Genomic DNA, 25117 nt, shown 5'->3' with positions numbered 1-25117 from the left:
GGTCCTTCCTTGCGAATGCGTTAATGGCTGCGCGGCGAGAGATACGCGAGCCAGCGCGTCTCGAGCTTGCGGAACACCCAGATGAGCGTGAACACGACGGCGGCGTACAGCACGGCCGCGATGCCGTAGGCCTGGAACGACATGTACGTGGCCGAATTGACGTCGCGCGTGACCTTCAGGATGTCGGGCACGGTCGCGGTGAACGCGAGCGTCGTCGCGTGCAGCATCAGGATCACTTCGTTGCTGTAGCTCGGCAGCGAGCGGCGCAGCGCGGAAGGCAGGATGATCCGCGTATAGAGCTTGAAACGCGACATCCCGTAGGCTTGACCGGCCTCGATCTCGCCGGCCGACGTCGACTTGATCGCGCCCGCGAAGATCTCCGTTGCATACGCGCATTCGTTCAGCACGAACGCGAGCAGCGTGCAGTTCATCGCGTTGCGGAAGAACGTGTCGAGCAGCACGTGGTTGTGCACGACCTGCAGGCTGTAGATGCCCGTGTAGCACATCAGCAGTTGCACATAGAGCGGCGTGCCGCGGAACACGTACGTATAGAGCCACACCGGGCCCGAGATCCAGCGGTTCGACGATGCGCGCGCGATCGCGAGCGGCACGGCGAGCGCGAAGCCCAGCGCGATCGACACGACCAGCAGCCACAGCGTGATCGCGAGGCCGCTGAAGCGGTAGCCGTCGGTGTAGAGATAGCTTTGCCAGTACTGGCTGACGAGTTCGATCACAGTGCGAGCCTCCGGACGCCGACGGAATAACGCTTCTCGAGGTGATGCAGCACGACGTTCGACACCGTCGTGATCGCGAGGTAGATCGCGCCTGCAGCCAGCGTGAAGAAGAAGAAATCGAGCGTGCTCTTGCCCGCGTCCTGCGACGCCTTGACGACGTCGGCGAGGCCGATGATCGACACGAGCGCGGTGGCTTTCACGAGCACCTGCCAGTTGTTGCCGATGCCGGGCAGCGCGAAGCGCATCATCTGCGGGAACAGGATGCGGCGGAACACGCGCCAGCCGCTCATCCCGTACGCGAAGCCTGCTTCGAGCTGGCCGCGCGGCACCGCGAGGAACGCGCCGCGGAATGTTTCGGTGAAGTACGCGCCGTAGATGAAGCCGAGCGTGATGACGCCGGCCACGAACGGGTCGATGTCGATCTGGTCCCAGCCGAGCATGTCGGTGAAGTTGTTCAGCAGGATCTGGATCCCGTAGAACAGCAGCAGCATCAGCACGAGATCCGGCACCGCGCGGATCAGCGTCGTGTAGAAGGTGCCGATCGCCTTGAGCATGCGGTTCGTCGACAGTTTCGCGCTCGCGCCGACGAGGCCCAGCACGAGCGACGCGGCGAGCGACAGCACCGCGAGCTTCACGGTCTCGACCGTGCCGGCCCACAGCAGCGGGCCAAATCCTTGGAAGATCATATAAGGGATCCAGAACGATGTGGCTGGATTGTCAATAGCCATTACCCGCGCATCAAACGATTTCTACGCACTACCTGATGCAACCTGCTCATCAAGCCCGACGCATCCCGTGACGCGGGCGGCGCCCGGTAACAGACGCGGCGCGCACCGCAGCCGATGCGCGCCGCATGGTCGGTCAGCCGCCGTAGACGTCGAACGCGAAGTACTTCTTCTCGAGCTTCTTGTACGTGCCGTCCTTGATGATGTCGGCGATCGCGTGGTCGATCTTCGCCTTCAGGTCGGCGTCGTCCTTGCGCAGCCCGATGCCGGCGCCGTTGCCGAGCGTCTTCGGATCGTCGATGTCCTTGCCGGCATATTCGAAGTTCGCGCCGCGCGGCGTCTTCAGGAAACCGATGTCGGCCTGCACCGCGTCTTGCAGCGCCGCGTCGAGGCGGCCGGACGTCAGATCCTGGTATACGCCGTCCTGGTTCTGGTAAGGCACGACCTGCACGCCCTTCGGCGCCCAGTACGCCTTCGCGTAGGTTTCCTGGATGGTGCCCTGCTCGACGCCGACCGACTTGCCCTTCAGCGATTCGGCCGTCGGCTGCAGGTTTGCGCCCTTCTTCGCGACGAGACGCGTCGGCGTGTTGAACAGCTTGTCGGAGAACGCGATCTGCTCGGCGCGCGCCGGCGTCATCGACATCGACGACAGCACGCCGTCGAACTTCTTGGCCTTCAGCGCCGGGATCATCCCGTCGAAGTCGTTTTCGACCCACACGCATTTCGCCTTCAGGCGGGCGCAGATCTCGTTGCCGAGATCGACGTCGAAGCCGACGACCTTGCCGCTTGCGTCCTTCGATTCGAACGGCGGGTAGCTGGCGTCGACGCCGAACCGGATCGTCGACCAATCCTTGGCGTGGGCACCGACCGCGATGCAGGCAAGGGCAATACTGAGCGCGAGTTTCTTCATGGCGTTCCTGTCAGAGGCGAACTGGGCAAGGGCCCCGTCGGGCGGCCCGCGCCGGCGCTGCCGGCACGGCGACCCCGCCGCGAACCCTTCCAACCCGGAAATCGCCCCTTTTGGCGACATCCGAAGTTGTACATACAACTTTGCCTTTTCGGAGGCATCGCCAGCAATCCGTGTTTATCTCTATGTCTGCAGGTTTTAGCCGCGCGTCGAGAATATCCTTATATTTCAATTAATTACGCATTACACGAGGCTGAATTAAGACTTTCTCGATGCCTACAGGCGCGGCCGAACGGCACGTGGCACCTGTCTATACTTCGCGGGTCGCGCCGACCGTTTCCAGCCCGACCAGCCGGTAGCCGAACTGCAGTTCCGTCAGCAGGTGTCGCGGACGCGCCGGCACGGGTTCGAGTTTCTGCCGCAGGTTCGTCATGTACACGCGCACGTAGTGCGCACGATCCGCGTCGTGGATGCCCCAGACCTCGGCCAGCAGTTGCCGCGCGGCGATCACGCCACCGCGCGCGCGGATCAGCGCGGCGAGCAGCCGGAATTCGAGGCGTGTCAGGTGGACGGGCGCGCCGCCGCGGACGACTTCGTGCCGGCCGAGATCGACGGTCACGTCGCCGAAGCGCACGACCGACGACGCTTGCCCGTCGGCCGACACGAACGCCGCGCGCCGCAACTGCGCACGTGCCCGCGCCAGCAGCTCGGGCACGCCGAACGGCTTCGGGAGGTAGTCGTCCGCGCCCGCGTCGAGCGCCGCGACCTTCTCCACTTCCTGCTGCCGCGCCGACAGCACGATCACGGGCACCGTCGACCACTCGCGCAGTTCGCGGATGAACGTCTTGCCGTCGTCGTCCGGCAGCCCGAGATCGACGATCACGAGATCGGGCTTGCTGCTCGTCGCATACATCCGCGCCTCGCGGGCCGTCGACGCCTCGCAGGTGTCGAGCCCTTCCTGTTCCAGCGCCATCCGCACGAAACGGCGGATGTCCGATTCGTCCTCGACGATAAGTACCCTCGATCTGATCATGTGCGGCTCTCGTGTTCGATGTCGGGCGGCGCGCCCAATGGCAGGCGAATCTCGAACCGCGCGCCGTGCGGATCGAGCGGCACCGCGCGGATCGAGCCGCCGTGCGCGTTGACGATGCTGCGGCACAGCGCGAGCCCGAGCCCCACGCCGCTGATCGACGATTCCTTGCGTTCGCGCTCGAACGGCTCGAACAGCGGCTCGGTGTTGCGTGCGACGAAGCCGGGCCCGTCGTCCTCGACGAACACGTAGAGCGTTTCGCCGAACACGCGCGCGCGCACCGCCACGACCGCGTCCGCACCCGCGTATTTCGCGGCGTTATCGAGCAGGTTCATCAGCACGCGCTCGATCAGCAGCGCATCGACGTCGATCAGCGGCAGGTCGGCCGGCAAGTCGGCACTCACGTCGCGGCCGGCCAGCACGCCGGCCGAATGCGCGAGCGCGCTGCCGACGATCTCGTCGAGCATGTGCCACTCGCGATTCAGCCGCACGCCTTCGCTCTGCATCCGTGCGAGGTCGAGCAGGTTCACGACGAGCCCGTGCAGCGCCTCGGCCTGGTTGCGAATGCCGTGCGCGAGCGCCGCCGGCTGCCCGTCGGCCAGACGCTCGGGCCGCTCCAGCGTCTCGGCCAGCCCGCGGATCGCGGTCAGCGGCGTCTTCAGGTCGTGCGACACGGCGGCCAGCAGCGCGTTGCGCAACCGCTCGCCTTCGATCCGGACGAGCGTGTGCTGCGCGACGCCGACGTAGTGCACGCGTTCGAGCGCCATCGCGATCGACGAGCACAGCGCGTCGATCAGGCGGCGATCGTCGGGGTCCGTCGGCACCGGCTGCGCGTCGCCGAACAGCACGAGCACGCCGCGCACGCGCATCGGCGCCTTCAGCGGCAGGTACTGCGCGGCCGCGCGCTCGAACGGCGGCATCCCGCACCCGGCACTGCGCGCCTGCTCGTATGTCCAGTGCGCGGCCGACAGATCGACGAACCACGCGCCGGGCACGGGCGCCAGCCGGTCGTCCGCATCGGGCAGCACCAGCGCGACGCGCACGCCGAGCAGCGGCGCGATCGTGCCGGTGCAGATCGACGCGATCTGCTCGGTCTCGATCGCGGCCGACAGATCATGTGCGACCCGCGCGAGCGCGGCCGAGCGTTTCTCGTTCGCGCGCGCGGCGCGTGCCTCCGCGCGCAGACGCGCCGCGAGCTGGCCGATCGCGAGCGCGACGGCCAGCATCAGCGCGAACGTGAACACGTACTGCGTATCGGACACCGCGAACGACAGCCTCGGCTCGACGAAGAAGAAATCGAAGCAGCCGACGCAGACGAACGCGGCCCACGCGCCGGCCAGCCTGCCGAGCCGCAGCGCGATCAGCACCACCGTCATCAGGAACAGCATCACGACGTTCGACAGATCGAATACACGCAGCAGCGCGCTTGCCGCGAGCGTCGCCAGCGCGCAAACGAGCGTGGCCAACAGCAGCGGCACCGCGTACTGCGACACCCACACGTGCGCGCGCGGGCGCGCTTCGCGCACGGCCAGCGCCGGCCGCGTGTCGGGCCCGGCGCCCGCGATGCGGTCGGCCATGCCTGCGCATGCGCGCAGCACGATCCGCCAGCGCTCTCGGTGTGCGCCGGCCTCGCGGTGGCGGGCGGCGGTATCCCGCAGCCCCGTTGCCCGTCGATTCGCTTCGTTCACGTTCACATCCATGATCGCTTCCGGCAATTGAAACGCCGAACGGCCCCGTGCACGCCGCGAGGGCGTGAACGGGGCCGCGACGGCGCGTTCGGTCAGATAAACGGCGTCAACAGCATGTCGATCAGCTTGATGCCGATGAACGGTGCGACGATCCCGCCGACGCCGTAGATCAGCAGGTTGCGCCACAGCAGCTTCTCGGCCGGCTCCGCCCGATATTTCACGCCCTTCAGCGCGAGCGGAATCAGCGCGACGATGATCAGCGCATTGAAGATCACCGCCGACAGGATCGCCGACGTCGGGCTGTGCAAGCCCATCACGTTCAGCGCGCCGAGCGCCGGATACGTCGCGACGAACGCGGCCGGGATGATCGCGAAATACTTCGCGAGATCGTTGGCGACGCTGAACGTGGTCAGCGCGCCGCGCGTCATGATCATCTGCTTGCCGACCTCGACGACCTGCATCAGCTTGGTCGGGTTGCTGTCGAGGTCGACCATGTTGGCCGCTTCCTTCGCCGCCTGCGTGCCGCTGTGCATCGCGACGGCCACGTCGGCCTGTGCCAGTGCGGGCGCGTCGTTGGTGCCGTCGCCCGTCATCGCGACGAGATGGCCCTTCGCCTGGTGCTCGCGGATCAGCCGCAGCTTGTCTTCGGGCGTTGCTTCGGCCAGGTAGTCGTCGACGCCGGCTTCCGCCGCGATCGCGGCCGCGGTCAGCCGGTTGTCGCCGGTGATCATCACCGTCTTCACGCCGACCTTGCGCAGCTCGGCGAAGCGCGCGGCAATCCCGTGCTTGACGATGTCCTTCAGCTCGATCGCGCCGAGCACCCTGGAGCCATCGGCGACGACGAGCGGCGTGCCGCCGCGCCGCGCGATATCGTTGACGGCCGTCTCGACCGCCTGCGGGAACACGCCGCCGAGCGCATCGACGTGCGCGCGGATCGCGGACGCCGCGCCCTTGCGCACCTGCCGCTCGCCGATATCGAGGCCGCTCATCCGCGTGCGTGCGCTGAACGGCACCGCGATGCTGCCGTCGACCGCCCTCACGTCCAGCGCGAAGCGCTGCTTCGCAAGCGCGACGATCGAGCGCCCCTCGGGCGTCTCGTCGGCCAGCGACGACAGTTGCGCGGCCTCGGCCAGCGCACGCTCGTCCACGCCGGGCGCCGGCCGGAACTGCACGGCCTCGCGGTTGCCGAGCGTGATCGTGCCGGTCTTGTCGAGCAGCAGCACGTCGACGTCGCCGGCCGCCTCGATCGCGCGGCCCGACGTCGCAAGCACGTTCGCGCGCATCATGCGGCTCATCCCCGCGATGCCGATCGCCGACAGCAGCGCGCCGATCGTCGTCGGGATCAGGCAAACCAGCAGCGCGATCAGCACGGTCAGGCTCACGGCCGAGCCCGACGCGTTCAGCAGCACGCTGAATTGCGAGAACGGCAGCAGCGTCACGCAGACGAGCAGGAAGATGATTGTCAGCGCAACGAGCAGGATCGTCAGCGCGACCTCGGTCGGCGTCTTGCCGCGTTTCGCGCCTTCGACCATCGCGATCATCCGGTCGAGAAACGCTTCGCCGGGTTGCGCGGTGATCTTCACGATGATCCAGTCGGACAGCACGCGCGTGCCGCCCGTCACCGACGAGAAATCGCCGCCCGACTCGCGAATCACCGGCGCGGATTCGCCGGTGATCGCCGATTCGTCGACCGATGCGACGCCGTCGATCACTTCGCCGTCGGCCGGAATCGTGTCGCCGGCTTCGACGAGCACGATGCTGCCGGCTGCGAGCTCGTCGCTCGGTACGCGATGGCTCGTGCTGCCGAACTGCTTCGGCTCGTCGAGCACCTTCGCATACACGCGCTTGCGCGCCGCGCGCAGCGCATCGGCCTGCGCCTTGCCGCGCCCTTCGGCCAGCGCCTCGGCCGCGTTCGCGAACAGCACGGTGAACCACAGCCAGCACGCGACCGCGAAGATGAAGCCGGCCGGCGCGTCGCCGGTGCCGGTCAGCGCCTGCAGCCACAGCGCGGTCGTAATGATGCTGCCGAGATAAACGACGAACATCACCGGGTTCTTCAGCTGCACCCGCGGCGCGAGCTTGCGGAACGCCTCGCGCAGCACGGCCGTCCAGCGCATCGACGGCACGCTGCCGATCGGCATGGCTGCCTGGTGGATCGGGCTTTCGATATGAGACATGAGTGACTCCGTTATTGCTGCGCTTGCCGCGCGCCGGCCGCGTGGCCGAATGTGCGATCGAGTGCGAGATTCAGGTCGAGCACGCGCACGCGCGGTTCGCCGAGCACGCCGAGCTGGCGCGGCACGGCGATCCGGTCGACCAGTGCCGCGACCTGCGCGGCATCGACGCCGCGCGCCTGCGCGACCCGCGTCGCCTGCAGCCGCGCGTTCGCGACCGAGATCTCGGGATCGAGCCCCGACGCGGACGCGGTGACGGCATCCGCCGGCACCGGCGTGCCGGCGGCGAGCCCGTTCTCCTGCCGGTACGCCCGCACGCGCTGCGCGATATCCGCGAGCAGCTTCTTGCTGGTCGCGCCCTGGTTGCTCGCGCCGCTGCCGGCCGCGTTGTACGGCTGGTCGACCGTCTTCGACGAATCGGCCGGATCGGTGCCGGTCGTCGCGCTCGGCCGCGAATGGAAGTAACCGGCGCGCGTGAAGTGCTGCCCGATCACCGCCGAGCCGATCGTCGTGCCGTCGCGCTGGACGAGACTGCCGCGTGCCTGCGACGGGAACAGCACGTTCGCGACGCCCGTGGTGAGCAGCGTATACGCGATGCCGGTGACGAGCATGAACAGCACCGACGATGCGATCACGGGCCGCACGAGGCCGCGCGTCGCCGCGCCGAACGAAGAACCGGGTGCCGGCGCGGCGACGGCCGCTGCCTGGCGATTGCCTTGCATCATGATGTTTCCCTCAGAACAGTTGGCCGCCCGACATCAGCAGGTGCTCGACGACCGGGCCGAGCGCGAGCGCGGGCAGGAACGTGAGACCGCCGACGACGAGGATCACGAAGATCAGCAAGCCGGCGAACAGGCCCGTCGATGTCGACAGCGTGCCCGCGCTTTCCGGCACGCTCTTCTTCGCGGCGAGGCTGCCCGCGACCGCGAGCATCGGCAGCAGCGTCAGGTAGCGCCCGATCAGCATCGCGAAGCCGATCGTCGTGTTGAAGAACGGCGTGTTCGCGTTCAGGCCGGCGAACGCGGATCCGTTGTTGGCCGTGCCCGACGTGTATGCGTACAGCACTTCGCTGAAGCCGTGCGGGCCGAGGTTCGCGAGGCTGTCCATCGTCGAGTGCAGCATCGACGCCAGCGCGGTAAAGCCGAGGATGCTGAACGGATGCGCGAGCACCGCGAGCATCACGAGCTTCATCTCGCGCGCCTCGATCTTCTTGCCGAGAAACTCCGGCGTGCACCCGATCATCATCCCGACGAGGAACACCGTGAGGATCGCGAACGTGAACAGGTTGATCAGCCCGACGCCGTCGCCGCCGAACACGTTGTTCAGCATCATCTGCGCGATCGGCACGAGCCCGCCGAGCGGCGTCAGCGAGTCATGCATCGCGTCGACCGAACCGGTGGTCGCGGCCGTCGTGACGGTTGCGAACAGGCTCGTCTGTGCGATGCCGAAGCGCATCTCCTTGCCTTCCATGTTGCCGCCCGGCTGCACGGCGCTCATCTGCTGGTCGACGCCGAGCCCGGTGAGCAGCGGATTGCCGTGCTGCTCGGCCGGGTAGATCACCGCCAGGAAACCGACGAACATCACGACGAACGCGCCGAGGATCACCCAGCCCTGGCGGCGCCGGCCGATCATCGTGCCGAGCGTGTAGGTCAGCGCGGACGGAATCAGCAGCATCGACAGCATGTGCAGCGTGTTGGTGAGCGGCGTCGGGTTCTCGAACGGATGCGCGGCGTTCATGCTGAAGAAGCCGCCGCCGTTCGTGCCGATATGCTTGATCGATTCGAGGCTGGCAACCGGCCCCATCACGATCTGCTGGCGCACGCCTTCGAGCGTGGTCGCCCATGCGTCGGACGCGAGCGTCTGCGGCATGCCCTGCCACACGTACACGAGCGCCATCACGAAGCTGAGCGGCAGCAGCACGCGATAGGTCACGCGCGTGAAATCGACCCAGTAGTTGCCGATGTCGGCCGCGCTCTTGCGGCTCAGCCCGCGAATGAAGCCGCCCGCGGCCGCGACGCCGGTTGCCGCGCTGACCACCATCAGGAACGTGATGACGGCCATCTGCGAGAAGTTCGACAGGCTGCTCTCGCCCGCATACGCCTGCCAGTTCGTGTTCGTGATGAACGACGCGGCCGTGTTGAAGGCGAGGTCGGGGCTTTGCGCGGCGCGCTGCAGCGCATCGAACGGCAGCGCATCCTGGATGCGCAGCAGCAGATAGCCGAGCAGCATCATCCCGGCATTGCTGAGCAGCAACACCATGCCGTAGCGCTGCCACGACATCGCTTCGTCGGGATTGACGCCGAGCAGCGCATAGGTGCGGCGTTCGGCCCACGCGTGGCGCGGGCTCGTGAAGGCGTGCGCGAGCCATGTCCCGACGACAGGCACCAGCGCCAGCATGATCGCGAGAACGATCGCGAATTGAATGAGATTGTTGAACATGTCGACGCTCGCTCAGATCCGGTCGAGGCCGGTGATGAAACCGGCCGTCAATACAAAGAACGCGAGCGTGAACAATACGAAAAGCAAATCGCTCATGACATCCACCGATAGTTTCGAATTTCTGTTGAATCGCGCCGATCAATACCGCTCGGGCTTGATCAGCGCATGAAACAGATAGATAAAGAGCGCGATCGACAACGCGCCGGTGATCCACAACATGGCTTTCCCCTTTTGTTCGTATGCGCGGCCTATCCACGCGATCGTCGGCGCATCGGGCCTTGCCGTGTCGGCGCTGGCCTGGATGACGCCCCCATGCTCGACTGGCGAATGGGATGCGACAGTGTAGAAATCCGCGTATCAAAGCGGTGTTCATTTTCTTTACAGGGAATAAAAAAGCTGTAAAGACGAAAGCCGGCGGAACCGGTGTCTTTACGCGTTCTTTTCAGGGTCGGTGCGAGTCTATACACCGTATCGCCACGGCGATTCCTAGAATGGGTGCCATGACCAACACGAGATCTCCGCGGTGCGGAGCATGATGCGACCCGGGGATGAAAGCATGAAACCGACCAGAACCGAATCCGCTGCTTCACGCGATCTGCCGTCCGTTCGTTCGCGGCGCCGGTCCCCCGCGGACGAACTCGTGCTGCTGTCGATCCGCGTCGAATCGGACAACCTCGCGCTCGTGCGGCGCCGCCTGCATCAGGCCGTCGGCGCCGCGCTCAACTTCTACACCGCCGCGATCGACAACCGCACCGGGCGCGCGTGCATCGAGCTCGAAGTCGCGCGCTCGCAGGCATCGCCGGCGATCCTGTCGATCCTCCGCCTGCTGCCGGCCGCCGAATTCGGCACGATCCGCCTGTTGCAGCACTAGCCGGCGTTTGCCGCGGCCACGCGTGACACGCGTCACGCGCCCCACCCGTTTCATCGATTCGAACGCGCGTATCCGGCGCGAACGCGTGCGGTTCTTCACAAGCCGCGTGCGTTCGCGACCGGTGCGCGCGACGGATCGTCGTTCCCGTCGTTACGGGCCTTTCCAGGAAGCACTCTCCATGAAAAAAGCAGTCGTCGGTACCCTCTCCCTCGCATTCTTCGGCGCCGCCGCGCATGCGCAAAGCAGCGTCACGCTCTACGGGATGCTGGACGCGGGTATCGTCTATACCAACAACCAGTCGGGTAAAAGCACATGGCAGCAAGGCAGCGGCCTGCTGTCGAATACCGTCTTCGGCCTGAGCGGCAATGAGGATCTCGGCGGCGGCCTGCATGCGCTGTTCCGCCTCGAGAACGGCTTCAACCTGAACAACGGTACACAGTCGTACCGGAACACGATGTTCGGCCGCCGTGCGTACGTCGGCCTGCAGAGCGACCAGTACGGCGCACTGACGCTCGGCCGCCAGTACGACGCCGTCGTCGACTATCTGGGCCCGCTCGCGATGGCGAACAACGGCGACGGCAACAACCTCGCGTCGCACCCGTTCGACAACGACAACATCGACGATTCGTTCTACATCGACAACGCGGTGAAATACACGAGCCCGACGCTCGCCGGCTGGCAGTTCGGCGGCCTGTACGGGTTCAGCAACGCGGCCGGCGGCTTCGCGAACAACCGTGCGTACAGCGCCGGCGTGTCGTATGCGAACGGGCCGGTCAACCTCGGCGCCGCGTACCTGCAGCTCAACCGCGGCGGGCTGACGGCCGGCGGTGCGCTGTCGAACAACGACGGGGCGAACTTCCCCGCCGTGCGCCAGCGCGTGATGGGCGCCGGCGGCAGCTACGCGTTCGACCGGCTGACGGTCGGCGCGCTGTGGACGCATTCGATGTTCGACGAGACGGCCGAATCGTCGCTGCCCGGCGCGCTGAACGCACTGCGTTTCGACAACTACGAGGTCAATGCGCGCTATGCGCTGACACCGGCGGTCTCGCTCGCGGGCGCCTATACGTTCACCGAAGGCCGCTACGACGATGCAACGGGCAGCCACCGGCCGAAATGGCATCAGGTGACGCTGATGGCCGACTACGCGCTGAGCAAGCGTACCGACGTGTATGCGGAAACCGTGTACCAGCACCAGTTCGGCGTGCCGTCGGGCACGACGCTCGGGTTCGCGAACGTCACGGGGCTCGCGGCTTCGTCGACGAACACGCAGGTGGTCGCGACGGTCGGCATCCGGCATCGGTTCTGACGCAGGTGGCATCGTGGGTCGGAACGGGCCGTTACGGTCACGTGAGTGGCACGACGTCCGGTCGCGATGCAAATCGACGCGCAAGCAAACCGTGCATTCCGTTCACGCAAAAAAGCCCCGGCGCGCCGCAACGCGCCGGGGCTGGCATGACGCCGAGAACGGGACGTCAGATCACCACTGGTACGACGCACCGACGCCGACCGCCGTGCCCGAGCCGCTCATGCCGACGCCGGCGCGAACCTGCAGGTTCTGCGTAATCCGCGCGGTGCCGCCGAGCGCGACCGCCTGCTCCCCGCGGTAAGAACCGCCGCCGATGCCAACGGACAGCGTCTTGCCCGGGTCGACAGATGGAATCATCGACAGTGCGGTCGCCGCGGCGATACCCGAGTACGCACTCTTCGCGACATCGTTGATCTGGCCTTGCAGGCCGCCCATCGCCTGGTTCAGCTGGTTCACGTTGACCGCGTCCGTGCCGTTGACACCCGGTGCCACGTTGCTGATCGTCCGCTCGTTGCCGGGCGAACCGACCGACACGGTATTCGGCGCGCTCGCGACGGATCCCGCGCCCAGCGCGACCGAGTTGACGCCCGACGCCGTGGCGTTCTGACCGAGCGCCGTACTGTTCGCGCCGCTCGCGGCTGCGTTGCCGCCCACCGCCGTGCCGTTCTCGCCGGATGCAACCGCGCTGCTGCCCATTGCGGTGCTGTTGCCGCCCGATGCCGTTGCGTTGGCGCCGTTCGCGGTGCTGTTGTCGCCAGATGCCACCGAATTGCCGCCCGTCGCCGTGCTGTTGTCGCCCGATGCGACCGAATTGCCGCCGATCGCCGAGCTGTTGCTGCCCGATGCCGCCGCGTTGCCGCCCATCGCGGTGCTGTTGTCGCCCGACGCCTGCGAGTTACCGCCCGTCGCCGTGCTGTTCCCGCCCGACGCAATCGCGTTGCCGCCTGTCGCCGTGCTGTTGTCGCCCGACGCCGTCGAGCCGCCGCCCGTTGCCGTGCCGTTGTTGCCCGACGCGATCGCGTTACCGCCCGTCGCCGTGCTGTTCGCACCCGATGCCTGCGAATCGATGCCCATCGCCGTGCTGTTCTCGTTGGACGCCGAACCCGACACGGTCTGCATCGACGTGATCGTTGTATTGATCCCGGCGATCTGCGTACTGAGCACGTTGTACTGGCTCTGCAGCGCGTAGAGCTGGCTGCCGTTCACCGCGTCGGTGCTGGCTGCGGCGATGTCGCCTGCCGCGACGTTCGTCAGCCGTACCGCCGTGGTCGCGCCGACGCCGCCGAGCGTCACGCTGTCCAGCGCTGGACTGTCGTACGAAACCGCGTTGCCGACCGCCGCCTGGATGTTGGTCAGGCTCGTGCTCAGGCTGCTGACCGAACCGGACACCGTGCTCAGGCCGGTGGACAACGAGCCGAGATTGGTCGCCGTCGACGTGGACAGGCTCGTCACGGCGTCGTTCGTCGCGCTGAGGCCCGTCGACAGCGAGCCGACGCTCGTTGCTGTCGATGTGGACAGGCTCGCCAGGGTGTTGTTTGTCGTGCTCAGGCCTGTCGACAGTGAACCAACGCTTGTGGCCGTCGAGGTCGACAAGCTCGTTACCGTGTCGTTTGTCGTGCTCAAGCCCGTCGACAGTGAGCCGACGCTCGTGGCCGTCGAGGTCGACAAGCTCGTTACCGTGTCGTTCGTCGTGCTCAAGCCCGTCGACAGCGAACCAACGCTCGTGGCCGTCGAGGTCGACAAGCTCGTCACTGTGTCGTTTGTCGTGCTCAAGCCCGTCGACAACGAGCCAACGCTCGTGGCCGTCGACGTCGAGAGGCTCGTTACCGTGTCGTTTGTCGTGCTCAGGCCCGTCGACAGTGAGCCGACGCTCGTGGCCGTCGAGGTCGACAAGCTCGTTACCGTGTCGTTCGTCGTACTCAGGCCCGTCGACAGCGAACCAACGCTCGTCGCCGTCGACGTCGACAGGCTCGTTACCGTGTCGTTCGTCGTGCTCAGGCCCGTCGACAGTGAGCCAACACTCGTGGCCGTCGATGTCGACAGGCTCGTTACCGTGTCGTTTGTCGTGCTCAGGCCCGTCGACAGCGAGCCGATGCTCGTGGCCGTCGATGTCGACAGACTCGTGACCGTATCGTTCGTCGTGCTCAGGCCCGTCGACAACGAACCAACGCTCGTGGCCGTCGACGTCGACAGGCTCGTTACCGTGTCGTTCGTCGTGCTCAGACCGGTCGACAGCGAACCAACACTCGTGGCCGTCGACGTCGACAGGCTCGTCACCGTGTCGTTCGTCGCGCTCAAGCCCGTCGACAACGAGCCGACGCTCGTGGCCGTCGAGGTGGACAGGCTCGTTACCGCGTCGTTCGTCGTGCTCAAGCCGGTCGACAGCGAACCAACGCTTGTGGCCGTCGACGTCGACAGGCTCGTCACCGTATCGTTCGTCGTGCTCAAGCCGGTCGACAGCGAACCAACGCTCGTCGCCGTCGACGTCGACAGGCTCGTTACCGTGTCGTTCGTCGTGCTCAGGCCGGTCGACAGCGAACCAACGCTCGTCGCCGTCGACGTCGACAGGCTCGTTACCGTGTCGTTCGTCGTGCTCAGGCCCGTCGACAAACTCGTCACCGCATCATTCGTCGCGCTCAAACCCGTCGACAACGAGCCAACGCTCGTGGCCGTCGATGTCGACAGGCTCGTTACCGCGTCGTTCGTCGCGCTCAGGCCCGTCGACAGCGAACCAACGCTCGTGGCCGTCGAAGTCGACAGGCTCGTTACCGTATCGTTTGTCGTGCTCAAGCCAGTCGACAGCGAACCGAGACCCGAAGCCGTCGACGTCGAGAGTGACGTGAGCTGGCTCATGTTCACCGCATCTGTCGGATCCACGCCTGCAGCAACATTGGACAGCGTCACCGGGGATGATGCACCGCCACCTCCCAACGTGACCTTGGTATGGGCCGTATCGTCATACTGAACAGAGTCAGCAACGATAGTCGAGAGGCTCGTCAAGTTTGCGTTCGTTGCGCCAAGACCGGTGGACAGATTCGATACATCGCTATTCGTCGCGCTCAAACCCGTCGACAGTGAACCAACGCTTGTGGCCGTCGATGTGGACAGGCTCGTCACGGCGTCGTTCGTCGTGCTCAGGCCCGTCGACAGCGAACCAACGCTCGTGGCCGTCGACGTCGACAGGCTCGTCACCGTATCGTTCGTCGTGCTCAGGCCCGTCGACAACGAACCAACACTCGTTGCCGTCGACGTCGACAGACTCGTCACCGCATCATTCGTCGCGCTCAGTCCAGTCGACAACGAACCAACGCTCGCGGCCGTCGACGTCGACAAACTCGTCACCGTATTGTTCGTCGTGCTCAACCCGGTCGAGACGCTCGTCGACAGGCTGAACAATTGCCCGCCATTGACGGCGTCGTAGCTGTTTGCAGCCACTTTGCCGTTCGCGACACCCGTGAGCGAATTCGCGGTAACGCCGTCAACGCTGAAGAGGCTCAGGCTGCCGTGGATCAAGTTGCCCGTGCCATAAACTTCCATCGGGACGTTGAGAAACAGCCCGTTCCCGTTCAATGTCATATGCAGGCTCGAGCCGACGGCTGCAAAACTCGCCTGGTTGCTCGACGCGCCGATCGCCATCTGGCATGCAGCACCGGACGTTTGCCACGTCCCGCTGGGATCGGTCAGCGCCGTACAGGAAGAATCGACTCCGTCATTGAAGTACGCGACATCGTTCGCAAACGCCGCAATCGGCATCGACGACAACGCAACGACGCCAGCCAGTGCCGACAGCCTGAAGAGCGCGACGCGTGATCCCGGCGCGTCGACACAACGCGCGCCTGCCGTGCACTCCGACTTGCTCCCCTTGCTCGTCGCCGAACAATGTTCGCTCACGACGACCCACGCCCCGCGCACCCGATTGAATACAACCCGAAAGATTCGATTCATTACAACCACCCCTGTTTTACCGCCGTATCCCGTTTCCGGCGCTCGGCGAAGATCAATTAACGTCCAACGGATTGAATTTCCAAGCAATCCGGCGATGTAGCCGGAAACTCGAAATCGGCGTGCCGATTACGCTGGAAGGACGACTCGCGCGATAATTCAAAATCGAACTTGCGCCAGTCGATCTGGATGAGCGCCGATTAATATAAAATTACCCAGACGGCAGATCTGCATTTACTCAAACACCGCAAATCACCTGAAGCTCGGCATATCCATCGATCAACAAGATATCGCCCGGAGTAATTTTGGGATATAGAACTTCTTCGAAATAAATGTCAGAAACCTTGAAATACCCACCCGTAAACCGACCAGGAAAACGGAGCGAAAACGCACCGCGTCAGTGCTGGATAGCGCGGAGCGGCAGGTTCCGGCAGGTTCCGGAGAATTCGCGAATCGGGACCGGAACCGAATCGGGGCCACGTCGACACAGTACCTGGCGCCATATTGACCAGCATCACCTCGGCGCACCGTCAATCTCGACGATTGACTTTCGAACTTATACGATTTTCGCGAAACGCCACTTCCCTTAAACTAGCTTTTCCGTGTTTTTCGAGATTTTCTAATCACCCGGCCGCGTCCAGCTTCCGAAAAACCCCGCAAACTCCACCTCATCCACGACGAAAATCCCCGTCGAAATAAAACCGACCAGGAAAAACAGACTCGTATTCCTCTCGATCGATTATTCCGAAACCGGTCCACACTATGACCTCATGGACTCGCCGCGGCATCCGGCGCGAACGCATCTACTTGATTTGCGAATGGCTGACCAGCTTTGCGCTGTTTCTGCTGCCGGTGTTCTTCATGCTTTTCTGCATGGTTCTTTTCGGCGTCTGGTATTTCGGCTCAGTCGAATGGTGGCTGGGTGCGGCCTCGACACTCCTCGTCGCCGGCATGGGCGTGACGGCAGGCATATTCGGCATCGCGTCGGCCAGCTTCGTGCCGCAGCGCGACACGCTCGCGGCCGCCGAACACTGTCGACGGGACGACGCGGCGCCTGCGCCTCCGCTAGATTTCATATGGATGCAAACCGTTCCGTGCCATCACCCGATGGGTGACGAGGGCGGCTTTCGCGTCAACTGCTTCAACATCGACTGCACGCGACGCGCAACCGGTCGGGCACCCCGCTTTCCTACCGGCAAGCCGCCGTGCCGGTAGCGAAGGACCAGGCGTCCCCTTGTTTGCCGCCGCCCGCGCCCGACCGCGGCGGCCCCGGCTTGCCTTTCTCAAAAAAAAATCGCAAAGTCGGTGCAGCCGCGCCAGACACGCTTCGCCCGGTCCGCGGACACTGCGCCGGGCGCATCGATGCGCCCCACGGACCACGCCGATGGAAGGCAGCACATGACGAGCCCCCTTCTTCACGGACGCAGACGCTCGACCGATCCCGCATCGGCCGGATGCACCGCGGCTGCATCCGGTTCGCCGTCACGGAGCGACCACCACACCGGTCCGCTCGCCGGTCGGCCGCCCCGCGGCGCAACCGCCGGGAACCCGTCTCGCCAGGCACCCTTGCCCCACGGAGAGTCGACATGACCTTACTGCAGGACACCCAAGTCATCGTAGCGGACGATCATCCGATCACCCGACTCGCCATCATCCGTGCGATCGACGCGCTGCCGGGCTTCAAGGTCGCAGCGGGCGTCGGGTCGGGCCACGAACTGCTGGAGACGCTGGGCAAGCAGGCCTGCGACCTGATCGTCACGGACTTCGCGATGCAGCAGTCCGAACCCGACGAGGACGGGCTGCGGCTGATCGCCAGACTCGGGCGTCTTTACAACTCCATCCCCGTAGTCGTCTTCACGATGCTGACGAACGGCGGCGTCCTGCACCAGCTGTGTCAGATGGGCGTAGCGGGACTCGTCGGCAAGGACGAGGATCTCGCCGCACTCGAACAAACCTGCGCGCGCGCGCTCGGTGCCAACCGTCCGTACCTGTCGCCGGGAATGGCCGCTCGCCTGGCTGAAACCGGCGAACTCGCGGTCGGCGTACGCCCTTCGGTGCTGTCACTGAAGGAGCTGGAGATCGTCCGGCTGTTCGCCCGCGGCACGTCGCTGACCGACATCGCCCGCCAGCTCAACCGCTCCATCACGACGGTATCCACGCAGAAGCGCTCGGCCATGCGGAAGCTCCACGTGACGACCAACGCGGACCTGATCGCCTATGCCCGCGAGCAGGGGCTTGTCTGATGCAGAATTTCCTGAAGGATTTCGACGAATCGCCGCTGCGCTCCTTCTATTCGCTGGAAAACAATCTCAAGCGCGAGCGCCGGGTCTTCTCGATGGTGATCGTGCTGCTGGTCTTCGCGGCCATCGCGGCGGCGGCGATCACGATCACCGCGCGCCTGTCGAGTTCGCTCCATCACGAAGAACAGATCGCCCAGTCATACGAGCAGGACACGGCCGATGCCGTCCTTCAACTTCGCAGCGCGCTGCTGACCGCGAACATGGTGCTCGAGCTGCGGGCGAACGGCGTACTCGCGCCGCATCAACAGCCGTTCCCGCATAGCTGCACGTCGGCTCAACCGGCCACGTCGGCCGACGCCGTCACGCTGCGCGAGAGTTGCGACGAAGCCGTGCAGTTGCTGGCCGCGGCCGGCCGGCGCCGCGGCGTACAAATGATTCTGGCCGACGGCAGCGCCGCATACGGACACCAATTCAGCGCGTGGCCGACACTGCCGATGTCCGCGCCACCCGAAGCCTCGGCCCAAAAGCTCGTCGATATCGTGTACGAACGGTTTCGCGCGCGTGGGTACGAACCGCTCGCCGCGGCACGCGCCAAGCGCGTCGTGTGGGTCGCCATTCCCGAACACGGCAAGAACGACATACCGGTGATGGTGGCCGCGTCGCTCGTCACGAAAGGCGATGCGGTCTACGCCGTCGCGCTGACCAGCATGGACCTCAGCGGGGTACTGCAGCCGCAGATCGCCGATCTGTCGACACCGACGCCGATCGCGATCGACGAAGAAGGCACGCCGCTCGTCGCGGCATCGGACGCCGCCGCCGCGCGCGCCATCAACTCTGCGCTGACCAACCGCACGGACGGATCATTCCACTGGATTGCGCAGTATGGCTGGGCATTGCGACGCCCGGCTGCCGTGCCCGGCTTCGGGCACATGATCTACGTGCTGCCATGGGATCAGCAGATCCGGTCGATGCGCTTCGAGCTGCTGCTGATCCTGTCGGTCACCACTGCGCTCATCGTGCTGCTCCTCGCGATGTTCCGCTACTGGAACTATCGGTTCCTGACCCGCACGTACTCCGAAGCATCCCGGGCACTCGAGAACGAGATGCTCAACCATCTTCTCGTGCAGGCGACGCCGGTCGGCTTGTGCGTCGCGCGCAAGGCCAACATGGAAATCATGGTGGCCAACCAGCTCGCACGCAACCTGCTCGCACTCCAGCCGTCCGACACCCGCCTGCCCGAAACACTCGCAGGTCAGTTCGGCGTGCGCCGGCAGGACGTGTCGACCAAAGGCGGCACGCACATCTTCCAGTTCACGTTCTCGCTGGAACGCAGCAACGGTGGCAGCATGCACCTCGAAATCACCTACGCGCCGGCCGTACTCGATCGCGAAGAAGTGCTTTTCTGCGCCATCACCGACATGACCGAACATCATCGAGCCGAGCGTTTGCTGCGCGAGGCGAAGCGCACCAGCGAGGAGGCCGCTCGTGCGAAAGTGAACTTCTTCGCGTCGATGAGCCATGAGATTCGCACGCCGCTCGCGTCGCTCGTGGGCAACATCGAACTCGTCGCGCTGGGCCCGCTCGCGGCGGAACAGCAGGCGCGCGTCCGCGCGATGCAGAGTTCCGCGAAAGGGTTGCTGCAGATCGTCAACGACGTGCTCGACTTCTCGAAGATCGACGTCGGCGAACTCAGCCTGAGCGAGGAATGGGCATCGATCGCCGATCTGCTGTGCCGCATTGCATCGTCCTATGCGCACCTTGCGACGCAGCAGGGATTGCGCTTCTTCACCGTATTCGATCGCACCATCCCGGCGCCGCTGTATTTCGATCCCGTACGCGTGTCGCAGATCGTCAACAACCTGCTGAGCAACGCATTCAAGTTCACGCAATCCGGCAAGATCGTGCTGCGCGCCCGCTGGGTCGACCAGAAACTCGAGATCAGCGTCGTCGATTCCGGCATCGGTATCCCCGACGAGCTCAAGGCGCGACTGTTCCAGCCATTCACGCAAGGCAACAGCAACCGCTTGACCCAGGCCAGGGGCACCGGCCTCGGGCTGTCGATCTGCTCACGCCTCTGCGCACTCATGAACGGCCATATCTCGCTCGACAGCACGGTCGGCGTCGGTACCCGGATTGTCGTCGAGCTGCCATTGCGAACGCAGGACCCCGCCATGCCGTCTGCCGAGTGGACGTTGCCGGCGAAGCGGCCCGTCCTGCTCTGTCGTGCGCACGAATACCAGGAATGGCTGACCGGCCTGTTCGATCTCGATGCGTCCGTTCCGGTCGTCGTGTCGGACCTGCGCGAGCCGCTCGAACCCGGCGCGTACGACTACCTGATCGCCACCGACGAGTTCGCGGCGCGCGACATTCATGCGTGGTGGGGCAAATCGGAATCGGTCGTGCTGGCGACGCAGGACGGCCCGCTGGTGCCGCACGCCGACGAAAGCGGCAACGTAGTCGTCTCGCTGTTCAGCCCGATCGGAATCAAGGCCGCCACGCAGATCGCGCGGCCGGGCCACCGGCGCCGGACGGCACGACCTGCGCAGAACAGCGCATCCGCGCCTGCCGCCCGGGCCCACTTCGACACGGTGACCGTACTGATCGCAGAAGACAACCTCCTCAACCGCAGCCTGCTGCGCGATCAGCTCACGACGCTCGGCGCACGCGTCGAGGAAGCAGGCAACGGCGAGGAAGCGCTGGCGCTGCTGGCCAAGGTCCCGGTCGATGTCGTGCTGACCGATATCGACATGCCCGTGATGAACGGCTTTGCGTTGCTGCACGCGATCCGCAACTCGGGAATGCGCCTGCCGATCTACGCGGTCAGTGCCAGCGCGCGACCCGAGGATATCGCCGAGGGCCGCGCGCGCGGCTTCACCGACTACCTCACCAAGCCGGTGCCGCTCGCGACGCTGGCGAACGTCCTCGAAAGCACCAAGGTTCCCGTCGATCCGCTGTCCGACGCGACCACGTCGCCCGACGACGACGTGGACCCGCCGATGCTTCCCGTCGTGCCGGACGAGTACGCACGGGTGTTCGTCGAACAGGTCGAGACCGATCTTCATGAACTGGGCGCGATCGTCCATGCGCATGACACCGTTCGACTGGAACGCTGGCTCCATCGCGTCGCTGGCGGGCTGGCGGTGCTCGGCCCCTCCCAGCTCGTCGAACACTGCCAGGACCTGCGCACCCTGATCGCCGAGACCGCAAGCTGGGACGGCGATATCGACGCGCAATGTGCGGCGATCGCCGATGCGCTGCAGACGATGCGCGCGACGCTCGCGCCGGTCGTATGCACGCCGGACGGCCCGCCGGACGCGCCTGCACGCGGCTCATCCGGCGGGTGATTCTGCCGCTCCCGGTCATGGTCCGGTTCATTCGGCCGGGCGGCGCTGCGACTTGTCTATACTTGTCGGCCGGACAACGCGCCGTTGCCGTACGCGGGCGGGCGCGGCACGGCACGACCGCCGGAGCACCCTGCGCAATCCCGCATGGACGCAACACGCGCGAGCACGGAACATTCACCCGTCCCGGACGAACGCCGCCAATCGAATAGCGACGCAATGACCACACCGATCTATCAGGAAATCAAGGACTTCATCCTCGCGCGCATTCATGCCGGCGAATGGGCGGAAGGCGACCAGGTGCCGTCGGAGAACGAGCTCGCGCGCGAATTCAACGTCGCGCGGATGACCGTCAACCGCGCGCTGCGCGAGCTGACGGCCGAGCAGGTGCTCACGCGCACGCGCGGCTCCGGCACGTATGTCGCGTCGCCGAAATACGAATCGACGCTGGTCGCGATCCGCAGCATCTCCGACGAAGTCGCCGCGCGCGGCCACGGCTATCGCGCGCAGGTGCTGCAGGTCGGCGCGGCCATCGCCGATGCGAAGCTCGCCGACGAACTGCAGCTCGACACGGGCAGCCCGATCTTCCATTCGCGCGTGCTGCACTTCGAGAACGACACGCCCGTGCAACTCGAGGAACGCTGGGTCAATCCGGCCTGCGCGCCCGAATACGCGTTGCAGGACTTCACGACGACGACGCCGAACCAGTACCTGACGCGCGTCGCGCCGCTGCAGCGCGTCGAATACCGGATCGAGGCCGCGATGCCCGACACCGAAACGCGCCGCCATCTGACGATGGACGACCGCGAGCCGTGTCTGCTGCTGCATCGGCGTACGTGGTCGCAAGGGATGGTCGCGTCGGTCGCCAATCTATGGCATCCGGGCAGCCGTTACCGGTTCACCGGGCATTTCTGACGCGCGGCATCAGCGCGCGCCGGGCCGCCCCCATCGCTCGATCTCACTGACCGCCAGCTTCAAACCGTCTTCCCGCGCGATACGCGTGCCGAGTTCCGCGGCACGCGCCTTCGTGTCGCCGCGTTCGGCAAACGCGATCGCCCGCGCAAGCGCGGCGGCGTCCACGCGCCGCCCCGCCACCGGCGCATCCGTCACACCAAGCCTCTGCAGCCGGTCCGCCCAGAAGAACTGATCGCCCGCGAACGGCACGACGACCGATGGAATGCCGGCCCGCGCGGCCGAATGCGTAGTGCCCGACCCGCCATGATGAATCGCCATCGACGTGCGCGGGAACAGCCAGTCGTGCGGCGTTTCGCCGATCACGCGCACGTGCGCCGGCAGCAGCGACGCATCGATGCCGCTCCAGCCCGGGTAGAACAGCGCGCGCCGCCCGGCGAGCGCATGGGCCAGCGTTTCGGCCATCGCGGCCCGGTCGAAACCGGCCATGCTGCCGAAACCGATATACACGGGCGGATCGCCCGATTCGAGAAACGCGGAAAGGTCGGGCGGCGGTGTCCATGCGCGCGCATCGATCCGCCACTGGCCGCATGCAAGCGCCTGCGACGGCCAGTCGGCCGGGCCGGACAGCAGCGCCGGCGACACGCCGTACAGCATCGGATGGTCGGTCCACACCCGCTTGCGCGGCGGCAGCCCGCAGACGCTTGCGCGCGCCGCGTTCGTCGCCTTCCTGAATGCCTGCCATAGCAGCGCGTTCACGAACCGGTGGCTCGCGCGGTTCAGCCAGCGCGGCAACTTGCCCGGCGGCAGGAAAGGCGACGCGAATTCCGCGGTTGGCGTAATCGGGATCATGCCCGTGCCGATTGCCGGCACGCCGCGATACTCGGCGACCGACAGCCCGACGAACGACGCGAGGCCCGACACGAGGATCGCGTCGCAACCGGCCGACGCGTCCGCGATTTCTCGCATCCATGCGGCCGTGTTCGCATTCGCGATCGCCGCGAGCGCCTTCGACGTATCGTTGAAGCCGCCGCGCCCGCGCACCGCCTCCGACAACGCGCCATCCGGCGCAATCGCGCGACGGATATCGCCGGACAACGGCGCCGACGGCACACCGAGCGCCGCGGCCGAGCCGAGCGTCGCGGCGTCGGCCAGCAGCCGGACGTCGTGGCCGGCGTCCATCAACGCACGGCCGAGCGCCGCGAGCGGGCGCGTGTCGCCTTCGGTGCCGTAGGTGGCGATGACGAGCTTCATGCATGACTCCTCGTGCGCAGCGGAAACGGATGGAAACGGGTGGATTCATAAAAATGCACGTCGTATACTAATGCAATTCGTGCACTTTCAGTCAATCCCTCCCGCCATGCCGATTCCGACCGACGATCCGGGCCGCCGCGCGCGCAAGCGCATCCAGATGCTTGCGCATCTCGCCGCCACCGGCGCGCGCCTGTTCGATGCACACGGCTACGAAGCCGTCACGATGGAGCAGATCGCCGCGCAGGCCGATGTCGCGAAGCGCACGCTGTACAACCACTTTCCGACGAAGGAAGCCGTGCTCGCGCACTGGCTCGAAGGCGAACTCGCGCGCGATCTCGCGCATCTGCAGCGTGATGTTGCGCGGCGCAAGACCTTTGCATCACGCATCGGCTGCGTGCTCGATGCATCGGCCGCGTGGTGCGAGCAGCATCCGGTGTACCTGCTCGCCTATCTGCGGCACCGCTTCCTGAGCATCGGCACGGTTGAACCGGAAAGCGGCGGAGAGAACGGCAGCGATATCGCGTTGGTCTGGCAGCAACTGATCGCCGCGGGGCAGCAATCCGGCGAACTGAACTCAACCCTGCGGGCCGACCAGCTCGCGACGTGGTTCCATCACCTGTATCTCGCGGCGATGCTGCGCTGGCTGACCGTGCCGGGGTTGTCGTTGAAACGGGAGTTTCAGTCGGTCGCGAAGCTGTTTGTCGAAGGCGCGGAAGCGAAGCGCTGAACGGCGCAAACCACCGGTCAGGCGGTCATAACCTCACAAGCGCCCGAGCACGACCGCGAGCAGCGAGCGCACGAAACGGGCGACCGCCGCGCCGCATGCGACAATCGCGCGCTTCATTTTTTCCGCGACGTTTTCGCCGCCGGTGCGCCGCGCTGCGCGGCAGCATCGCCGCCCGACGGCCATTGCGTCTCGTCGAGCAAACGATCGAACAACCGCGCGCGCTCGTCGTCCGACAGCGGACACAGCCCGAACATCGCCGATAGCGCGAGGCCCCAGGCCGCCTTCCAGCGCAGCAGCGCAAGATCGGGATCGCCCGATTCGGCCGCGATGCGCTTCGCATTCTCGCCATCGATATCCCGAACCCGTTGCAGCGGCGCGGGATCCTCGACCAGCGCGGCCATGATCGCAAGCGCCGCCGACGGCTGCTGGTCGATCACTTCGCGCATCGTCGCGATCTGCGCGGACAGCGTCGGCTGCGCCTCACCCGGATCGCGTGCCGCCAGGTAGTCGCGTTGGAATCGTTGGTAGTACTCCTGCTGATGTTCCATCAGCGCGTTCAGCACATCGCCTTTCGTGCGGAACTGATGCATCAGCCCGCCCTTGCTGATGCCGCTTTCGCGTGAAATCGCATCGAATGTGAGCTTGCCCGGGCCGTCGCGCTCGAGGATCGCGAGCGCCGCCTGGATCGCGGCAGTGCGCGTTCGCTCGGAACGCGTCGGGTTATCCATGAACTTTCCCCGGTATGGAGTGGCGCAATGCGACCGCGCCGAACCGGTGCGACCGCATGCAGGAAGTGCGCGGAGTCTATCACAAACAAACCGCCTGGT

General features: G+C 65.8%; 19 protein-coding genes and 3 pseudogenes. 8 read left to right on the top strand and 14 right to left on the bottom strand.

The features are described from left to right. Nucleotides 1-20 precede the first annotated feature (20 nt). The 8 genes from VL15_RS28845 to kdpA all read right to left on the bottom strand — a co-directional run bounded on the left by VL15_RS28845 (nt 21) and on the right by kdpA (nt 9697). Nucleotides 21-734: an ABC transporter permease gene (locus VL15_RS28845; protein WP_048250101.1), complete on the bottom strand. Its 714-nt coding sequence runs from the start codon at nt 732-734 to the stop codon at nt 21-23. Next, a complete protein-coding gene (locus VL15_RS28840; protein ID WP_048250100.1) occupies nt 731-1420 on the bottom strand; it encodes an ABC transporter permease in 690 nt (229 codons plus the stop codon). The genes VL15_RS28845 and VL15_RS28840 overlap by 4 nt, the downstream gene beginning before the upstream one ends. 175 nt (nt 1421-1595) lie before the next feature. Continuing rightward, nucleotides 1596-2369 carry an ABC transporter substrate-binding protein gene (locus VL15_RS28835; protein ID WP_048250099.1) on the bottom strand — a complete coding sequence of 258 codons (774 nt, stop codon included), beginning with the start codon at nt 2367-2369 and terminating at the stop codon, nt 1596-1598. 307 nt (nt 2370-2676) lie between these two features. After that, entirely contained in the window at nt 2677-3399 is a 723-nt protein-coding gene (locus tag VL15_RS28830; protein WP_048250098.1) for a response regulator, read from the bottom strand. After that, nucleotides 3396-5096, bottom strand: coding sequence for a DUF4118 domain-containing protein (locus VL15_RS28825; protein WP_048250097.1), 1701 nt, complete (start codon nt 5094-5096; stop codon nt 3396-3398). Before VL15_RS28825 ends, VL15_RS28830 begins: the two co-directional genes overlap by 4 nt. Nucleotides 5097-5176: 80 nt before the next feature. Beyond that, the gene (gene kdpB / locus VL15_RS28820; RefSeq protein WP_048250096.1) at nt 5177-7225 is read right to left on the bottom strand and encodes a potassium-transporting ATPase subunit KdpB; all 2049 of its coding nucleotides are present in this window, start codon (nt 7223-7225) and stop codon (nt 5177-5179) included. A gap of 47 nt (nt 7226-7272) precedes the next feature. Continuing rightward, entirely contained in the window at nt 7273-7983 is a 711-nt protein-coding gene (gene kdpC, locus VL15_RS28815) for a K(+)-transporting ATPase subunit C (RefSeq protein WP_196319632.1), read from the bottom strand. Nucleotides 7984-7993: 10 nt separating this feature from the next. Next, the gene (gene kdpA, locus VL15_RS28810) at nt 7994-9697 is read right to left on the bottom strand and encodes a potassium-transporting ATPase subunit KdpA (RefSeq protein ID WP_048250095.1); all 1704 of its coding nucleotides are present in this window, start codon (nt 9695-9697) and stop codon (nt 7994-7996) included. Here kdpA and VL15_RS42210 point away from each other — a divergent pair. Beyond that, on the top strand, nt 9696-9866 hold the full coding sequence (locus VL15_RS42210) for a hypothetical protein (RefSeq protein ID WP_155420315.1): 171 nt from the start codon (nt 9696-9698) through the stop codon (nt 9864-9866). The genes kdpA and VL15_RS42210 overlap by 2 nt on opposite strands. Here VL15_RS42210 and kdpF read toward each other — a convergent pair. Then, nucleotides 9836-9916 carry a K(+)-transporting ATPase subunit F gene (gene kdpF / locus VL15_RS43855; protein ID WP_063778223.1) on the bottom strand — a complete coding sequence of 27 codons (81 nt, stop codon included), beginning with the start codon at nt 9914-9916 and terminating at the stop codon, nt 9836-9838. The genes VL15_RS42210 and kdpF overlap by 31 nt on opposite strands. A 337-nt stretch (nt 9917-10253) precedes the next feature. Between kdpF and VL15_RS28805 the strand changes: the two genes are divergently transcribed. Continuing rightward, nucleotides 10254-10568, top strand: coding sequence for a hypothetical protein (locus VL15_RS28805; RefSeq protein ID WP_048250094.1), 315 nt, complete (start codon nt 10254-10256; stop codon nt 10566-10568). A 178-nt stretch (nt 10569-10746) separates the two neighbouring features. Further along, nucleotides 10747-11874 (top strand): porin, encoded by a 1128-nt coding sequence (locus VL15_RS28800; RefSeq protein ID WP_048250093.1) that lies wholly within the window; start codon nt 10747-10749, stop codon nt 11872-11874. 171 nt (nt 11875-12045) lie between these two features. Here the strand turns inward: VL15_RS28800 and VL15_RS43850 are convergent. The 3 pseudogenes from VL15_RS43850 to VL15_RS43840 form a co-directional block, all read right to left on the bottom strand. After that, nucleotides 12046-12684: pseudogene (locus tag VL15_RS43850) on the bottom strand (YadA family autotransporter adhesin); the annotation flags it as partial. Nucleotides 12685-12744: 60 nt separating this feature from the next. After that, nucleotides 12745-15333 (bottom strand): annotated as a pseudogene (locus tag VL15_RS43845) (beta strand repeat-containing protein); the annotation flags it as partial. A gap of 408 nt (nt 15334-15741) precedes the next feature. Next, nucleotides 15742-15819, bottom strand: a pseudogene (locus VL15_RS43840) (ESPR domain-containing protein); the annotation flags it as partial. A gap of 759 nt (nt 15820-16578) precedes the next feature. On the opposite strand from VL15_RS43840, the gene VL15_RS28785 reads away from it, so the two are divergent. The 4 genes from VL15_RS28785 (at nt 16579) to hutC (ending at nt 22312) form a co-directional block, all read left to right on the top strand. After that, complete coding sequence (locus VL15_RS28785; RefSeq protein ID WP_048250092.1) at nt 16579-17031, top strand: hypothetical protein; 453 nt, start codon at nt 16579-16581, stop codon at nt 17029-17031. A 371-nt stretch (nt 17032-17402) separates the two neighbouring features. Then, nucleotides 17403-18059 (top strand): response regulator transcription factor, encoded by a 657-nt coding sequence (locus VL15_RS28780; protein WP_048250091.1) that lies wholly within the window; start codon nt 17403-17405, stop codon nt 18057-18059. Then, on the top strand, nt 18059-21400 hold the full coding sequence (locus VL15_RS28775) for a hybrid sensor histidine kinase/response regulator (RefSeq protein WP_063778221.1): 3342 nt from the start codon (nt 18059-18061) through the stop codon (nt 21398-21400). Before VL15_RS28780 ends, VL15_RS28775 begins: the two co-directional genes overlap by 1 nt. Before the next feature lie 216 nt (nt 21401-21616). Beyond that, entirely contained in the window at nt 21617-22312 is a 696-nt protein-coding gene (gene hutC, locus VL15_RS28770; RefSeq protein WP_048250090.1) for a histidine utilization repressor, read from the top strand. Nucleotides 22313-22321: 9 nt separating this feature from the next. Here the strand turns inward: hutC and VL15_RS28765 are convergent, their stop codons facing one another. Continuing rightward, nucleotides 22322-23563, bottom strand: a complete 1242-nt coding sequence (locus VL15_RS28765) for a glycosyltransferase (RefSeq protein WP_048250089.1) — start codon at nt 23561-23563, stop codon at nt 22322-22324. A gap of 106 nt (nt 23564-23669) precedes the next feature. On the opposite strand from VL15_RS28765, the gene VL15_RS28760 reads away from it, so the two are divergent. Next, on the top strand, nt 23670-24290 hold the full coding sequence (locus VL15_RS28760; RefSeq protein WP_048250088.1) for a TetR/AcrR family transcriptional regulator: 621 nt from the start codon (nt 23670-23672) through the stop codon (nt 24288-24290). A 113-nt stretch (nt 24291-24403) separates the two neighbouring features. Here VL15_RS28760 and VL15_RS28755 read toward each other — a convergent pair whose 3' ends face one another. Beyond that, nucleotides 24404-25018 (bottom strand): TetR family transcriptional regulator, encoded by a 615-nt coding sequence (locus VL15_RS28755; protein WP_048250087.1) that lies wholly within the window; start codon nt 25016-25018, stop codon nt 24404-24406. Nucleotides 25019-25117 lie beyond the last annotated feature (99 nt).

This window comes from Burkholderia cepacia, assembly GCF_001039005.1.
GTDB classification, from domain to species: Bacteria; Pseudomonadota; Gammaproteobacteria; order Burkholderiales; family Burkholderiaceae; genus Burkholderia; species Burkholderia theae.
Note: the sequence above shows the minus strand (reverse complement) of the source record. Positions and strands in the feature narration are given on the sequence as shown.

Coding starts and splice junctions, on each gene's coding strand:
- VL15_RS28840 (WP_048250100.1), bottom strand. CDS start 1,420: ATGATCTTCCAAGGATTTGGCCCGCTGCTGTGGGCCGGCACGGTCGAG.
- VL15_RS28835 (WP_048250099.1), bottom strand. CDS start 2,369: ATGAAGAAACTCGCGCTCAGTATTGCCCTTGCCTGCATCGCGGTCGGT.
- VL15_RS28830 (WP_048250098.1), bottom strand. CDS start 3,399: ATGATCAGATCGAGGGTACTTATCGTCGAGGACGAATCGGACATCCGC.
- VL15_RS28825 (WP_048250097.1), bottom strand. CDS start 5,096: ATGGATGTGAACGTGAACGAAGCGAATCGACGGGCAACGGGGCTGCGG.
- kdpB (WP_048250096.1), bottom strand. CDS start 7,225: ATGCCGATCGGCAGCGTGCCGTCGATGCGCTGGACGGCCGTGCTGCGC.
- kdpC (WP_196319632.1), bottom strand. CDS start 7,983: ATGATGCAAGGCAATCGCCAGGCAGCGGCCGTCGCCGCGCCGGCACCC.
- VL15_RS42210 (WP_155420315.1), top strand. CDS start 9,696: ATGTCGACGCTCGCTCAGATCCGGTCGAGGCCGGTGATGAAACCGGCC.
- kdpA (WP_048250095.1), bottom strand. CDS start 9,697: ATGTTCAACAATCTCATTCAATTCGCGATCGTTCTCGCGATCATGCTG.
- kdpF (WP_063778223.1), bottom strand. CDS start 9,916: ATGTTGTGGATCACCGGCGCGTTGTCGATCGCGCTCTTTATCTATCTG.
- VL15_RS28805 (WP_048250094.1), top strand. CDS start 10,254: ATGAAACCGACCAGAACCGAATCCGCTGCTTCACGCGATCTGCCGTCC.
- VL15_RS28800 (WP_048250093.1), top strand. CDS start 10,747: ATGAAAAAAGCAGTCGTCGGTACCCTCTCCCTCGCATTCTTCGGCGCC.
- VL15_RS28785 (WP_048250092.1), top strand. CDS start 16,579: ATGACCTCATGGACTCGCCGCGGCATCCGGCGCGAACGCATCTACTTG.
- VL15_RS28780 (WP_048250091.1), top strand. CDS start 17,403: ATGACCTTACTGCAGGACACCCAAGTCATCGTAGCGGACGATCATCCG.
- VL15_RS28775 (WP_063778221.1), top strand. CDS start 18,059: ATGCAGAATTTCCTGAAGGATTTCGACGAATCGCCGCTGCGCTCCTTC.
- hutC (WP_048250090.1), top strand. CDS start 21,617: ATGACCACACCGATCTATCAGGAAATCAAGGACTTCATCCTCGCGCGC.
- VL15_RS28765 (WP_048250089.1), bottom strand. CDS start 23,563: ATGAAGCTCGTCATCGCCACCTACGGCACCGAAGGCGACACGCGCCCG.
- VL15_RS28760 (WP_048250088.1), top strand. CDS start 23,670: ATGCCGATTCCGACCGACGATCCGGGCCGCCGCGCGCGCAAGCGCATC.
- VL15_RS28755 (WP_048250087.1), bottom strand. CDS start 25,018: ATGGATAACCCGACGCGTTCCGAGCGAACGCGCACTGCCGCGATCCAG.